The 13,803-nt window shown below is 72.2% G+C and carries 11 protein-coding genes and 2 pseudogenes; 3 read left to right on the forward strand and 10 right to left on the reverse strand.

Features of this window, described 5'->3' with window-relative positions:
* Positions 1–34: 34 nt before the first annotated feature.
* Entirely contained in the window at positions 35–616 is a 582-nt protein-coding gene (locus ACGFI8_RS45255; RefSeq protein WP_392814617.1) for an IS607 family transposase, read from the reverse strand.
* A 309-nt stretch (positions 617–925) separates the two neighbouring features.
* On the opposite strand from ACGFI8_RS45255, the gene ACGFI8_RS45260 reads away from it, so the two are divergent.
* On the forward strand, positions 926–3,673 hold the full coding sequence (locus ACGFI8_RS45260) for a carbohydrate-binding protein (protein ID WP_392814620.1): 2,748 nt from the start codon (positions 926–928) through the stop codon (positions 3,671–3,673).
* Between the two features lie 69 nt (positions 3,674–3,742).
* Here the strand turns inward: ACGFI8_RS45260 and ACGFI8_RS45265 are convergent, their stop codons facing one another.
* The 9 genes and pseudogenes from ACGFI8_RS45265 to ACGFI8_RS45305 all read right to left on the reverse strand — a co-directional run bounded on the left by ACGFI8_RS45265 (position 3,743) and on the right by ACGFI8_RS45305 (position 11,369).
* The gene (locus ACGFI8_RS45265; RefSeq protein WP_392814684.1) at positions 3,743–3,922 is read right to left on the reverse strand and encodes a hypothetical protein; all 180 of its coding nucleotides are present in this window, start codon (positions 3,920–3,922) and stop codon (positions 3,743–3,745) included.
* 223 nt (positions 3,923–4,145) lie between these two features.
* Positions 4,146–4,367, reverse strand: a pseudogene (locus ACGFI8_RS45270) (MEDS domain-containing protein); the annotation flags it as partial.
* Positions 4,364–4,591 (reverse strand): hypothetical protein, encoded by a 228-nt coding sequence (locus ACGFI8_RS45275; protein ID WP_392814621.1) that lies wholly within the window; start codon positions 4,589–4,591, stop codon positions 4,364–4,366. The pseudogene ACGFI8_RS45270 and the gene ACGFI8_RS45275, both read right to left, overlap by 4 nt.
* Positions 4,592–4,689: 98 nt before the next feature.
* A complete protein-coding gene (locus ACGFI8_RS45280; RefSeq protein ID WP_392814624.1) occupies positions 4,690–5,001 on the reverse strand; it encodes a phosphoribosyltransferase in 312 nt (103 codons plus the stop codon).
* Between the two features lie 56 nt (positions 5,002–5,057).
* A complete protein-coding gene (locus tag ACGFI8_RS45285) occupies positions 5,058–6,275 on the reverse strand; it encodes an RNA-guided endonuclease InsQ/TnpB family protein (RefSeq protein ID WP_392814627.1) in 1,218 nt (405 codons plus the stop codon).
* Positions 6,276–6,670: pseudogene (gene tnpA, locus ACGFI8_RS45290) on the reverse strand (IS200/IS605 family transposase).
* A gap of 318 nt (positions 6,671–6,988) precedes the next feature.
* Positions 6,989–7,576, reverse strand: coding sequence for a hypothetical protein (locus tag ACGFI8_RS45295; protein ID WP_392814630.1), 588 nt, complete (start codon positions 7,574–7,576; stop codon positions 6,989–6,991).
* Between the two features lie 110 nt (positions 7,577–7,686).
* Positions 7,687–10,908, reverse strand: a complete 3,222-nt coding sequence (locus tag ACGFI8_RS45300; protein WP_392814633.1) for a GH92 family glycosyl hydrolase — start codon at positions 10,906–10,908, stop codon at positions 7,687–7,689.
* Between the two features lie 131 nt (positions 10,909–11,039).
* On the reverse strand, positions 11,040–11,369 hold the full coding sequence (locus tag ACGFI8_RS45305; protein ID WP_392814636.1) for a hypothetical protein: 330 nt from the start codon (positions 11,367–11,369) through the stop codon (positions 11,040–11,042).
* A gap of 202 nt (positions 11,370–11,571) precedes the next feature.
* On the opposite strand from ACGFI8_RS45305, the gene ACGFI8_RS45310 reads away from it, so the two are divergent.
* Positions 11,572–12,594 (forward strand): LacI family DNA-binding transcriptional regulator, encoded by a 1,023-nt coding sequence (locus ACGFI8_RS45310; RefSeq protein WP_392814639.1) that lies wholly within the window; start codon positions 11,572–11,574, stop codon positions 12,592–12,594.
* A gap of 149 nt (positions 12,595–12,743) precedes the next feature.
* A complete protein-coding gene (locus ACGFI8_RS45315; protein ID WP_392814641.1) occupies positions 12,744–13,793 on the forward strand; it encodes a YbhN family protein in 1,050 nt (349 codons plus the stop codon).
* Positions 13,794–13,803: the final 10 nt, after the last annotated feature.

The following is a 13,803-nucleotide window of genomic DNA, read 5'->3' on the forward strand; positions in this document are numbered from 1 at the left end:
AGGTCGAGCGCGAACCGGTACGCCTGGACCACCTTCACGCCGGGCCATCACCGGTGGCGGCTTCGACAGCACGGCGGGCACGGTTCACGGCGGCGCGGCGGCCGTACAGGCGGGCGCACAGTGAGGTCAGGATCTCGGTGACATCGTCCACGAGGTCGTCGTCGACCCCGGCCGGGTCGACCACCAGCAGGCGACGGCCCTGCACCGACAGCGCGGCCTCGACATACTCGGCGCCGAACCGGGCGAACCTGTCCCGGTGCTCGACCACGATCGTCGACACAGCCGGGTCACGCAGCAGGGCGAGGAACTTCTTGCTGTGCCCGTCGAGCGCGGAACCGACCTCGGTCACCACCCGGTCGACGGCGAGTTTCTGCCCGGTCACCCACACAGCAACCCGGGCCACCTGCCGGTCCAGGTCCGCCTTCTGGTCAACCGACGACACCCGGGCATACACCACGGTCTGCCCGACGGCCGGCATCGCGCCGGCCAGCGGCTCACCGACCATGATGAGCCGCCCGAGGCGGTACGTGGGAACGGGAAGCGTCCCGGCCGCGTACTGCCGCCGCGCGGTGATGTACGCGACGCCCTGCGACGCCGCCCACTCCTTCAAGTTCACGCTGAGCATCATAGCTCGCGAAAGATCGCTAGAGATACTCAACGAACCAGCTGCTAGCTACCCAAAAGGTAACCGGCAGCCTCCCCACTTCGGCGGGGCGGCGGGGCCGCGGCGCGTGCACCGCGCCCGCACGATCCTGGTCCGTCGAAATTTTGCTGAGGAAGCTGCAAAACATGACTCTTGACGGGCGGCAGTTCGAAGCGTTGTATGCAAATACTTGCGTCAGTCGCGTTCCGAACCGCGCGTCGGCGGTGCGCTCACGGACCGCGAGGTACGCCGCTACGTACCGCAGGTCCGAGGAGGACTCCGATGAGACGACCATCGATCAATGGCGCGCGCCGCCTGCTGGCTCCGGCGGCCGCCGCCGTCCTGGCCGGCGCGCTGCTCGCCGCGGTGCCCCCGGCGCCGGCCGCTGCCGCGCCGGCCGCCGGGGCGAGCACGCCGTTCACCAGCTACGAGGCCGAGGCCGGCACGCTCGGCGGTGGCGCCAGCACTGTGTCGCTGACGGCGGCGCCGACCACGCAGTACTCCAGCCCCGCCCTGGAGGCGTCCGGCCACGCGTACGTGCACCTGGCCGGCCCCGGCCAGCGCGTGCAGTGGACGAACAACACCGGCCGCCCGATCAGCGCGCTCGTCGTGCGCGCGAGCATCCCGGACTCGGCCACCGGAGGCGGGATCACCGCCACGCTGAACCTGTACGTCGACGGCGCGTTCCGCCAGGCCCTCAACCTCAGCTCGAAGCAGACCTGGGTCTACGAGGGCAACAACCACTACAACGACAGCAGCGACCAGAACCCCGCCGACGGCAACCCGCGTGTCTTCTTCGACGAGGCCAGCACCTTCGTCACCGGGACGCCGATCGCGCCGGGCGGCACGTTCGCGCTGCAGAAGGACGCGGCGAACACCGCGGCGTACTACGACATCGACGTCGTCGACGTGGAGAACCCGCCGGGGCCCATCGCCCAGCCGGCGAACTCCATCTCCATCACCTCCTGCGGCGCGGTGGCCGACAACTCGGGCGTGGACAGCACCGGGGCCATCCAGAGCTGCATCAACCAGGCGCAGGCCCAGGGGAAGATCCTGTGGATCCCGGCCGGGACGTTCTACCTGAAGGGCACGAACGGCCTGCAAGCCCAGGGGATCACCATCGCCGGCGCGGGGCCCTGGTACAGCACCATTTACCGCGCGGTACCGCTGCCGAACAACACCCCGCTGGGCGCGGTCTTCCAGGTGACGTCGTGCACGGTCAAGGACTTCCACATCGACTCCAACGCCACCAGCCGGGCCACGGTCGACGGCGCCGGCGGCGCGATGGACACCACCGGCACCAACTGGGTCGCCGACGACATCTGGACCCAGCACACCCTGTCGGGCTTCTGGGCCTCCGGCACCGGCGGTACCGTGCGCAACAGCCGCCTCACCACGATCTGGGCCGACGGCATCAACCTCAACAACGTCTCGCTGAACAACTCGGTCGGCAACAACCTGACCGCGACGAACAACTTCGTGCGCGGCACCGGCGACGACGGCATGGCCATCAACTCCGTCAACTACAACACCGACGGCAGCGGCAACCGGACGTACTACACCCCGATGTCGAACGTCTCGTTCACCCACAACACGGTGATCGCGCCGTGGGGCGGCAAGGGCATCGGCATCTACGGCGGCAGCGGGCACGACGTGGAGTACAACGCGATCAGCGACACGGCGCGCTACATCGGCCTCGGCGCCGGCCGGTTCGGCGTCAACGGCAACGACCTGCTCGGCGCCACCGTCAACGGCAACGTCGTGGCGCGCTCCGGCGGCAACGGCTACAACCAGGGCCAGCCGGCGCTGCACGTGGGCAACGGCGGCGACGGCCAGAACGTCGGCGTCGTCGACCGGGTCACCGTCACCAACAACACCGTCGTCGACGCGCTCTACGACGGCGTCGGGTTCTCCACGTCGACGAACACCCAGCTGCAGAACAACACCGTCACGTCGCCGTGGCGCAACGGGATCGTCGTCGCGCCGCCGTTCTACCCGGCGCCGAGCGGCTCCGCCGCCATCACCGGCAACACGGTTACCGGGCTGCGCGCCGGGGCGTCGGCGTACCTGAACAACTCCGGCGGCTTCGCCGCGACGCTGAGCGGCAACAGCTGGCAGGGCGGCGGCCCGGTCGAGGCCCCGTACGGCGGCACCCCCGCCGCGATCCCCGGCACGGTCCAGGCCGAGAACTACGACACTGGCGGCCAGGGCCTGGCGTACAACGTCACGTCGGTCAACGGCACCGGCAACGCCTACCGAAGTGACGGCGTCGACCTGGAGGCCACGTCCGACACCGGCGGCGGCTACAACCTCGGCTGGACGAGCGCCGGCCAGTGGTTCCGCTACACCGTCAACGTGGCCACCGCGGGCGCCTACACGGTCAGCGCCCGGGTCGCCGCCCCGAGCGCCGTGACCGGTGCCCTGCACCTGGCCGACGCCTCCGGCGCCAACCTCACCGGCGCGGTGAACATCCCGGCGACCGGCGGCTGGCAGACCTGGACCACCGTCACCGCGACGCTCACCCTGCCGGCCGGTCGCCAGATCCTGACCCTCGCGCAGGACAACGCCGGCTGGAACATCAACAGCCTGCAGTTCACCGCCGGCGGCGGAACGACCCCGACCAACCTGGCCGCGGGCCGGCCGACCGCCGAGTCGTCGCACACCCAGGTGTACGCCTCGTCGAACGTGACCGACGGTGACCAGGGCAGCTACTGGGAGAGCGCCAACAACGCGTTCCCGCAGTGGGTGCAGGTCGACCTGGGCGCGTCCCGCCAGGCGACCCGGGTCGTGCTGCAGCTGCCGGCGTCGTGGGGCGCCCGCAATCAGACGCTGACGCTGCAGGCCTCGGCCGACGGATCGTCGTTCGCCACGGTGGTGGCGTCCGCGACGTACACGTTCTCCCCCGCGTCGAACAACACCGTCACGATCACCTTCCCCGCGGCGACGCAGCGGTACTGGCGGGTGACGATCAGCGCGAACACCGGCTGGCCGGCGGGCCAGGTGTCGGAGTTCCAGGTCTGGAACCAGTAAGGCGGTTTGCGGGGCCGGGCCGGCGGGTTCGCCGGCCCGGCCCCCTCAGCCGCCCCGCCCCGGGCGCCGTCAGGGGTGGGGCCGGCCGGCGACGAGGCGGACGGTGAAGATGCCGTCGCGGTGCTGCATGGACACGAACGCGCAGACCTGGTGGGCGACCCACAGGCCCAGGCCGCCGGTCGCCGCGCCCGTCGGCCGCAGGCCGGCGAGCGGGTCCGACACGCTCGGGCCGTGGTCGGTAACCGCCACGACGATCCGGCCGGGGGCAGGGGGCCAGCACGGCGGCCAGCGCCGCCCGGTTGGCGATGTCGGCCTCGCCGGCGACCGCCAGGCCGCGCGGGTCGCTGGTGTACCGCAGCCGCAGCTGCGGGATCCGGGAGACGCCCGGCTCCATGATGGCGGGACGGGCCTGGATGTACTGGCGCAGGCGCGCCGGCGCGAACGCGCTACGGTCGTACAGGCAGGCCACACAGGCGAGCCCGGCGGCGAGGACCCGGTTGACCTCGGCCTCATACCAGGCCAGCCGGTCGGTCCCGGGGACCGGGTCCGCCGCCCAGCTCATGTCGCCGATCACCCGCACGCCCTGGTAGCCGGCCTCGCGGATCCGGTCCAGCTTCTCGCGCACCACGTCGATGCCCCGCTCCAGGTCGAACACGCCCGAGGTCAGGTAGCTCACCCGGGCGCCGGTGATCACGAACTGCCCGCTGCGCAGCGCCTCACGCGCGCGGGGTCGGCGGCCTCGAGAGACTCGGCGACGACCGCGGGCGCCACCCGGGCGGTGTAGCAGAGGACCTTGTCGCCGCTGTCCAGCGCGGGCAGGATGAACGCCTCGAGCACGCCGGAGCGGCCCGCCGGGCCGGCGTGGAGCACGCACACGTGGTCGCCGGGCGCCAGCCCGCGCAGGGTGGTGCCCGCCACCGCCTCACTCCCTGTGCGCGAGCCCCCACACGGTACCGCAGATGTCAGCCCCGACGTCGCATCGTCACCCTTTCACGGCGCCGGACGTCATGCCGCGTTCAGCCCGTGACGGCCGCCTCCGGGTCGGTCACCGGCGGCAGGCTCGACCACGGGAAGGTGATCCAGCGGTCGGTGCGCCGCCACACGTACTCGCACGCCACCGTCGACTGTGGCTTCTCGTACAGCACCGCGCAGCGCACCTCGGCAACCCGCCCGACGCAGAAGTCGCGCACCACCTCGAGCGTGGCGCCGGTGTCGGCGACGTCGTCGGCGATGAGCACCCGGGCGCCGGACAGCTCGCCGGGGTCGGGCGTGGGCTCGAGGATGACGGGGGCGCACAGGCGCTGGCCGACGCCGGTGTAGTACAGCACGTTCTTGACTTCCTCCCCGCGCCCAAGGGCGGGGGATTCCCGTGGCTGAGGCGCGTTCACGCCGCGAGCCGTTCGGGTGGTTGGCGTTTCACGGACCGCCCAGCGGCGAGGTCTCCACGCCCGGTGACCGCCAGCCCGGCGGCCAGAATGTTTCTTGCTGCGTTGACGTCGGCGTGCGCCTGGTGCCCGCAGGCGACGCACCGGAAGACCGCTTGGCTCTCGCGGGACTCCCGGGCGACATGCCTACAGGCGTTGCAGGTCTGCGACGTGAACGCAGGATTGACCTTGACCACGGTCGCGCCGTGGTAGCGGGCCGCGTGTTCCAGGGCCAGCAGGAACCCGCCCCAGCCCTTGTCCAGGATGGCCCGGTTCAGGCCGGCCTTCTGCCGGACGTTGCGGCCGGGCCGGTCGGCGGTGCCCTTCGCACTGGCCGTCATGTTCTGCACCCGCAGGTCCTCGACCACGACCAGGCCGTGGTCACGCACAAGTCGCACGGCGGTCTGCGCGGCGAAGTCGGTCCGCCGCGCCCGGATGCGGGTGTGCAGTCGACCGAGTTGGGCGCGTACCGCGTCGCGGCGCTTGGATCGGCGGTGACGGCCGTGGACACGCAGGGACCGGGACAGGCGTTGCTGCAACCGCTTGAGCCGGGCGACCTCGCCAGCAGTGGCGAAGGTACGGTCGTGCAGGTCGCCGTCGGAGGTGGCGACCGCGACCGCCACACCCCGGTCAACCCCGACCGGCCGCCTGCCGTTCGGGGCCGGCTCGACCACGCCGTCCTCGACGCAGAACGAGATGTACCAGCGGCCGCCGTCGCGGGAGACGGTGGCGTTGCGGATCGCGCCACCGATGGCGCGGGTCCAGCGGAACCGGACCGGGCCGAACTTGGGCAACCTGGCCTCACCCCACCGCCGGTTCAACCGCCTCACCGTGATCTGGCCAGGGTCAGGGAACCGAAACGACGGCGCGGTGCGCGTCCTGGACCGCCACCGCACCCGCCACGTGCCGTGCGTGCGGCACGCCTTGTCCAGGTCCCGCAGGGTCTGCTGCAGACAGTGCGACGGCGCATCAGCCAGCCACTGGCAGGCCGGGTCCCGCTTCGCCTCGGCCATCTGCCGGGCCTGCTCCACATAGGAGATGAATGCGCCACGCCGCCGGTACTCGCGTCGCTGCTCCAGCGCCGTGTTCCACACCGCCCGGCAGATCGCACCAACCTGTTCAGCGTAGACGGCCTGTTCGTCGGTGAGCGCGAGCAGGTACCGGCGGCCGGTCAGCATTCAGCGGCCCTGCTGCTGCTCGACGTACCGCTTGACCGCCGCCAGCGCAGCACCCCCAGCGCTCGCCACGAAGTACGAGTTGGTCCACAGCGTCGGCAGACGCGAACGCAGCGACAGGCACTCTTCTCGCAGTACCCGCGACGTGCGGCCCTTGACGGCCTTGACCAGCTTGTGGACACCGAACTGCGGGTCGACCTCAACCAGCAGGTACACGTGGTCGGGCATGACCTCCAAGGCCACCAGCCACGCCCCCTTCTCCTGCACCACCTCACGGACGAATTGCTGCAGCGTTCCTCGATCTGTCCCCGCGAGCGCCCGCCGCAGTCGACCGGCCACCACACCACGTGGAAGACGCACTGGAAGACGACGTTGCTGTTCGACCGCAGCGTAACCAACGGCCGTACGGAGTTGACGCGCCAACCCCACGGCTAAAGCCGGGGGTCTGCGCGCTACGCATTTCGATCATGTGGATGCTCTTGACGTCCAGCGCGTAGCTCAGCGCGCCCGCCACGAGCAGCCCGCCGCGCGCGACGCTGAGGACCAGGTCGGGCCGGAAGCCGTCGTCGGCGACGGCCTGCGCGAGCGCGCGGGCCGCCGAGCCGAACGTCTGCCAGTCGAGCACCTCGCGCTCTTGCTGCTCCATCTGCCCGTCCGTCCCACGCCGCGCGGCCCGCGCGGTGCGGCCGGTCCGGGAAGCATACCGGCCGTGGGTATCAGGAGCGCGCGGGCCGGACGGGGGCGTCGGGGAGGCGCTTGGCCTCCCGATCACGCGACGGTACCGCCGGGGCGGCGGTCGGCGCCGGGACGATCGCCATCTGCAGCCGCCCCGCCTCGGCGGCGGTGAGGGTGCCCTCCCCCAGCTCGCCGGCGCGCATCGACAGCCCGGTCGCGGCGAGCGTAATCAGCAGCGCGCCCCAGGCGAGGGCGGGGGTCCGGCGCCGCTTCGGCCGCACCGCATGGGCCGACCGGCCCGACCGGGCCGGCTGAGCCAGATGACGCGCTCCGGCCGGCCGCGCCGGTCCGTCCGCCCGCACGGTCGCGACCGCGTGCGCCGGCCCGGCGGGGCGCCCCGGGCGAACCGGGCGCACCGCCACGACCGCCCGCGCCGCCCCAGCCGGCCGGGTCGGCCGGGCCGGCTGGGCCGGCGCCGGGGCGACTGGGTCCCCTGCGGTGGAGTGGCGCGGGCGGTAGTCGGGCGGTGCCGTCCGGGGTGGCGGCACGAACGAGCGGCCCTGGTGGGCGGGTGCGACATGGGTGATCGGGATGGCCCGGACGTACGGGCGGACGAGGACCGGAGGCATGAGCCGACGGTAAGCCTCATCAGCGCTCGCCGATCCCTTCCGGACCGGGTGAGCAGACGAATCACCCGCCCGCCTCACCCGGCTCACCCGGTTGGCTCACCCGGTTCCGCTCACCCGAACACCCGCAGTTCGTAGATGCGGGCCGCCGGGTCGGTGGTCTGCGTCGGCGTGACGAGGTTGAGTCTGACGTACCGGCCGGAGACGCCGCTGACCGGGTGCGTGGTGTTCGCCGCCGTGTTGCCGGTGACGTCGACGACCTTCGTCCAGGTGCTGCCGTCGGTGGAGACCTCGATCGTGAACGCCTTCGTGTTGTACGTGGCCGGCTCGCCGCCGGCCTGGGCGTGGGCGACCTCGAAGCGGACGATCGGGCGGGTCGCGCCGAGGTCCACCCGCAGCCAGGCGCCGGCGACCGCGGAGCAGAACTTGTCCGAGTTGCCGCCGGTGACGCTGCCGTTGACCGCCTTCTCCGGGCCCTCGGTGGCCGCGCACGCGGTGGTGCCGGTGGCGGGCCGGTTCAGCGCCAGGTTGGAGGGCGCGGTGCCGCCGCCGTACGCCTCCAGCTCGTAGATCCGGGTGGCGGTGTCGGTGTTCTGGGTCGGCGTGGTGACGTTGAGCCGGACGTACCGTGCGGTCGTGGCCGGGATCTCGTGCGTGGTCACGGGGTCGGTGTTGTTCGCGACCGTGACCGGGGTCTGCCAGGTGCTGCCGTCGGTGGACAGCTGGATGGTGAACGCCCTGGTGTTGAACGCCGCCTGCTCGCCGCCGGCGCCGGCGTGCTTGACGACCAGCCGGGTCAGCGACTGCGCCGAGCCGAGGTCGACCTGCAGCCAGGCCGGGCCGGCCAGGGAGCAGAACTTGTCGGTGTTTCCGCCGGTGACGCTGCCGTTGACGGCCTTGTCCGGCCCTTCGGTGGTGGCGCAGGCGGCCGAGCCGGTGGCGGCGCGGCCCTGGGCCAGGTTGGGCTGCGGGGCCGGCGGGGTGGTGTGGTTGGACGACGGCGGGGTGTCGGCGGCGCCGGTGCCCCAGGTGCCGGGGGCGCCGGCCACGGTGTAGGCGAGCGCGGCGCCGTGGGCGAGGTCGGCCTGCGACAGCCAGGTGCGGGTGAAGGCGGTGCCGCCGAGGGTCGCGGTGGCGATGTAGCGGTTCGCGTCGGTGACGCCGGGGGCGGAGATGGTGACGGTACCGCCCTGTTGGGACCCGAACGATCCGACGGTGAGCCGCGCCGAGGGGAACTGGGGCGTGCTCACGCCGTAGAAGTTCGCGCCGTTCATGAGCGGGTACAGGCCCAGTGACGAGAACACGTACCAGGCCGACATGGTGCCGAGGTCGTCGTTGCCGGTGACGCCGTTGGGGCCGTTGGCGAAGAGGGTGAAGGCGGCCCGCAGTACCGTCGCGGTCTTGTAGGGCTGGCCGGTCCACAGGTAGGTGTAGGGCGCGAGCAGGTCCGGCTCGTTGTTCGGGTTGTACGTGGTGAAGCTGTAGTAGTCGTAGGCGCCGTTGACCCACTTGTTGTGCGCCGTGCCGGACGGGTCGGCGAGCAGGTCGCCGTAGGCGAAGAACTGGTCGAGGCGGGTGTTCGCGGCCGCCTTGCCGCCGAGCAGCGCCACGAGGCCGTCGGGGTCCTGCGGCACGAGCCACTGGTACTGGTACGCGCCGGCCTCGTGGAAGGTGTGCGCGCCGTCGGTGGGTGAGTACGGCGTGGCGAAGACCCCGTTGGCGTTGCGCGGCCGGAAGAACCCGATCGACGGGTCGAAGAGGTTGCGGTAGTTCTGGCCGCGCGCGGCGAGCAGGTCGGCGTCGGCGGTGTGCCCGAGCGCCCGGGCCATGATGGCGAGGGCGGAGTCGGCGGCCGCGTACTCCAGGGTCGCCGAGCTCGGGTACTGGCAGTCGTGGTCGAACATCGCTGTCGGGTTGCACACCACGCCGGTCGGGACGTACCCGAGCGCGGCGTAGTACGGGTTGCCGTTGCGGCCGTTGAGCCCGGTCGAGGCCGGCGGGGTGCCGAGCGCGTTCTTGCGCAGTGCGGCGTAGAACTGCTCCTCGTAGCCGGACAGCAGGCCGCGGGCCCACAGGTCGACGAGGAAGGGCGTGACCGGGTCGCCTGTCATCGTGTTGGTCTCGGTGTTGTCCAGCGCCCAGCGGGGCAGCCAGCCCAGCTCCCGGTCGACGGACAGCAGCGACAGCGCGGAGTCCCGGGCCACCTGCGGCTCCAGCAGCGCGACGAGCTGGTTCTGCGCGCGGTAGGTGTCCCACAGGGAGAACGTCTGGTAGGGCGTGTACCCCGCCGCGGTGTGGTTGGCGTTGTCGAAGCCGCGGTAGGTGCCGTCCACGTCGCCGGCGAGGTTGGGGTGCAGCAGGGCGTGGTAGAGCGAGGTGTAGAAGGCGACCTGCCGGTCCGCGGCGCCGCCGTCCACCTCGATCTTGTGTAGCTTGGCGTTCCAGGTGTCGCGGGCGGCCTGCCGTACCGTGTCGAAGTCGAACCCTGCGGACGACGTCTCCGCGGCCAGGTTGGCCCGCGCGCCCGCCGGGCCGGTGTAGGACAGCCCGACCTTCGCCGTCACCACCCGGTCGGCGCTCGTGTCGAAGCGCACCCAGCCGCCCTTGGCGCCGCTGCCGCTGGCGGTGCGCGACCCGGCGCTGAACGTCGAGCCGGACCACGTGCCGAACGCGGCGAACGGGCGGCTGAACTGCGCGGTGAAGTACACCGTGTGCGCTGGCGACGGGCCGCAGAAGCCGGTCGTGGTGACCGACCCCTCGACCGTGTCGCTGCCCACGATGGACACCGAGGAGCTACTGGCCCCGGTCGCCTGGCCGCGCGCCTGTGCGGTGTTGAACAGCACGTTGGACTGGGTGCCGGCCGGGAAGGTGTACCGCTGCCAGCCGGTGCGAAGCGTCGCGGTGAGCTCGGTGGTGACGCCGTTGGGGAGCCCGACGCGGTAGTAGCCCGGCGCGGTCTGCTCCTGGGCGTGGTTGAGCGCCTGTCCGTAGGCGTTGGGGTCGCTGGAGCTGACCGCGCCGACCGTCGGCATGAGCGGCACCTCGCCGGCGACCGGGCAGCCGACGCCGGACAGGTGCGTCTGCGAGAAGCCCCAGATCTTCGTCTGGTCGTAGTTGTAGCCGGTGCCCCAGCCGGTGTCGGGGCTGACCTGCACCATCCCGAACGGCAGGGCCGCGCCGGGGAAGGTGTTGCCCTCCTTCTGCGTCCCGATCATCGGATTGACGAGGGTCGTCAGGTCGGCGGGCACGGCGGCCCGGGCTGGCGCCCCGGCGGCGATGACGGTCACGGCGGCCGCAACCACGGCGGCCAGGGCGTTGCACAGCAGCCTTCTCACGTCGCTCCGATCGATCAACCGGTGAGTGGCCGCCGACCGCCGAAATCGACGCTCGTGAAGGTTCTCGCGAATCGCGAGATCTGTCAATACTTGTCAAATGGCCTCGACGGCCGGCCCGCGGCGGGCTCTCGTCACTCGGCGAGGCCGATCTGTTGCGCGCCGATGCTCATCAGCCCGGCGAGCCAGGCCAGCGCGCTCAGGCCGCCGCCGATGAACCCGAGCACCGGCGCGCCGCGGCGGGCGACCCGGCCGGCGTAAACCATCGCCGGCACGAGCGCGATCAGCGCGATGAGCAGGACGTTGGAGGCGGTGGCTATGCCGGAGTGGGCGGCGTACGCGTCGAGCTGCTGCGCGGCGGGCGCCTCGTCGTCCTCGGTGACGACGAGCGGGATCGCGGAGGCGACGCCCGCGACGGCGAGCGATGCCACGGCGGCGAACCGCGAGACGGTGCGGATGTCCATTGGCCGGGTCCTTTCCCTGATCGACGGTGTTGCCGATCAGGGTCGCCGCCGGCGTGTCCCGGGCGGCAGAGCCGCCTGTCCCGGCGACCCGGGATCCCGGACGGTTCCGAAATCGCGCCCGCACTTTCGGTAAACATTTCGCGGGGTGTACGGTGGCCGCTCACGAGACCCCCACCGTTTTCGAAACCCCACAGGTGACGTCATGACGCCGAACGGCAGGCCGACGATGGCCGAAATCGCCAGGGAGGCGCGCGTCGCCGTCTCCACGGTTTCGAAGGTCCTCAACGGCCACACGGACGTTTCGGCGAAGACCCGCCAGACCGTCGAGCGGCTGCTGGCCGAGCGCGGCTACCAGCGGCCGCGCGCGGCGAAGAACGGCCGGCGCCGGCGCACCGGCCTCCTCGACCTGGTCATCAACGACCTGGACAGCGTCTGGGGCCTGTCGATCCTCACCGGCGTCGAGGAGGTTGTCGAGGAGGCCGGGCTGGGGCTGGTCGTCTCCGCGGTGCACAACCGGCAGTCGCTGACCCGGCGGTGGGTCGAGTCGCTGCTGGCCCGCGGCTCCGAGGGCGCGATCCTGGTGCTGTCCGAGCTGGCCGAACGCCAGCACGAGGACCTGCGCCGGCGCAACCTGCCGTTCGTCATCGTCGACGCGGTCAACCAGCCGCCGCCCGGCACGCCGTCGATCGGCGCGACGAACTTCGCCGGCGGGTACGCGGCGGCCGAGCACCTGGCTGGGCTGGGGCACCGGCGCATCGCCGCGATCGGCGGGCACGAGCAGTTCCAGTGCACCCGCGCCCGCATCGCCGGCTACCGGGCGGCGCTCGAGTCGGCGGGGCTGCCGGTCGACCGGCAGCTGGTGCGGTACGGGAACTTTCACCACGACGGCGGCCTGCACGCGGCCGAGGCGCTGCTGGCGCTCGGCGACCCGCCGACCGCGGTGTTCGCCGGCAGCGACCAGCAGGCCACCGGCGTCTACGAGGCGGTGCGCCGGGCCGGGCTGACCATCCCCGGCGACGTCAGCGTGGTCGGCTTCGACGACCTGAACTTCGCGCAGTGGACCGCGCCGCCGCTGACCACGGTCCGTCAGCCGCTGCACGAGATGGGCGTCGCCGCCGCCCGCACCTTGCTGCGCATCGTCAACGGCGAGCGGATCGAGTCGCCGCGCATCGAGCTGGCGACCGAACTGGTGGTCCGGGAGAGCACCGCCCCGCCGCGGTCCTGATCACAAACGGCCGCGGTCGGTCCAGCTTTTCCAGTGTGTACGTCATCATAGGTGTCACAATCGGTCACGGACACTATTCAGCGTTCTTTCAGCAGCCGTCTGCGACCTTGAGCGACTCGACAGTGGTGTGGCGCACGGGGGAGGATCGCATGGGCCGGACGGGTAGCTCGGACGTCGCGCCGCGCGATGCCGCGCCGGGCCGCGGGCGCCGGGCGGCGCTGCTTTTGATCGGCGTCGCGATCGTGGTGTGGTCGGCGGTGCATCTGTCGGCTGTCGGCGCCTCGTGGTCGCAGGCGTGGCACCTGATCACGAACCTGGGCTGGCGCTGGCCGCTGGGGCTCGGCGTGGTGTGGCTGCTGGGGTTGTGCGTGCACACGACTGTGCTCACCGCCTCGCTGCCGGGGCTCAGCCACCGCCGGGCGCTGACGCTGAACCTGTCCGGCAGCGCCGTGGCCAACGTGCTGCCGCTCGGCGGGGTGGCCGGCACCGCGCTCAACCTCGGCATGGTCCGCGGCTGGGGGCACACCGGCCTGGAGTTCGCCAGGTTCGTGGTGGTCTCGAAGGCCTGGGACCTCGTCGCGAAGCTCATGATGCCGCTGGTCGCGGTCGCCCTGCTGCTGCTCGCCGACGCGGGCCCGGTCGGGCACGGGCTGCTGTGGCTGGTGTGCGCGGCCGCCGCGGCTGCCGCCGGGATGCTCGTCGTCGCCGCCCTCGTGGGCCGGGCCACACCATTGCTGCGGCTGGTCGCGCTGGCCGAGCGGGTGTGGGCCCGGCGTCCCCGCCGCTCTCCCGACGCGGCGGAGCCGGGCTGGACGGCGGCGACGGCCGCGCTGCTGGACGGCACCGACCGGCTCGTGCGACGGCGGTGGGCGGAGCTCAGCTGGGGCATGGCCGGGTACTGGCTCCTGCAGGGCGCCCTGCTCTGGCTCTGCCTGATCGCGATCGGCGTGCACCTGCCGGTGCCGGTGGTGCTCGCCGGCCTCGTCGCAGAACGCGTGCTGACCCTCGCGGCGATCACGCCGGGCGGCGCCGGCGTGGTCGAGGCGGGTACGATCGCCGTTCTCATCGCCCTCGGCGTGGACCCCACCGGGGCACTGGCGGGCGTCCTGCTGTACCGCGCATTCGTCTTCGTCGCCGAGATCCCCGTCGGCGGTCTGGCCACGGCGCTGTGGCTGCTCGGCCGGCGCTTCGCCACGTGAGCCTGCCCCA

Origin of the sequence: Dactylosporangium sp. NPDC048998 (assembly GCF_043197855.1) — a bacterium.
In the GTDB taxonomy this organism is placed as follows: domain Bacteria; phylum Actinomycetota; class Actinomycetes; order Mycobacteriales; family Micromonosporaceae; genus Dactylosporangium.

Excerpts from the sequence above, each read along its gene's own strand:
- ACGFI8_RS45285 (WP_392814627.1), bottom strand. The coding sequence starts at position 6,275 with ATGCTGACCGGCCGCCGGTACCTGCTCGCGCTCACCGACGAACAGGCC.
- ACGFI8_RS45305 (WP_392814636.1), bottom strand. The coding sequence starts at position 11,369 with ATGGACATCCGCACCGTCTCGCGGTTCGCCGCCGTGGCATCGCTCGCC.
- ACGFI8_RS45295 (WP_392814630.1), bottom strand. The coding sequence starts at position 7,576 with ATGCCTCCGGTCCTCGTCCGCCCGTACGTCCGGGCCATCCCGATCACC.
- ACGFI8_RS45310 (WP_392814639.1), top strand. The coding sequence starts at position 11,572 with ATGACGCCGAACGGCAGGCCGACGATGGCCGAAATCGCCAGGGAGGCG.
- ACGFI8_RS45315 (WP_392814641.1), top strand. The coding sequence starts at position 12,744 with ATGGGCCGGACGGGTAGCTCGGACGTCGCGCCGCGCGATGCCGCGCCG.
- ACGFI8_RS45260 (WP_392814620.1), top strand. The coding sequence starts at position 926 with ATGAGACGACCATCGATCAATGGCGCGCGCCGCCTGCTGGCTCCGGCG.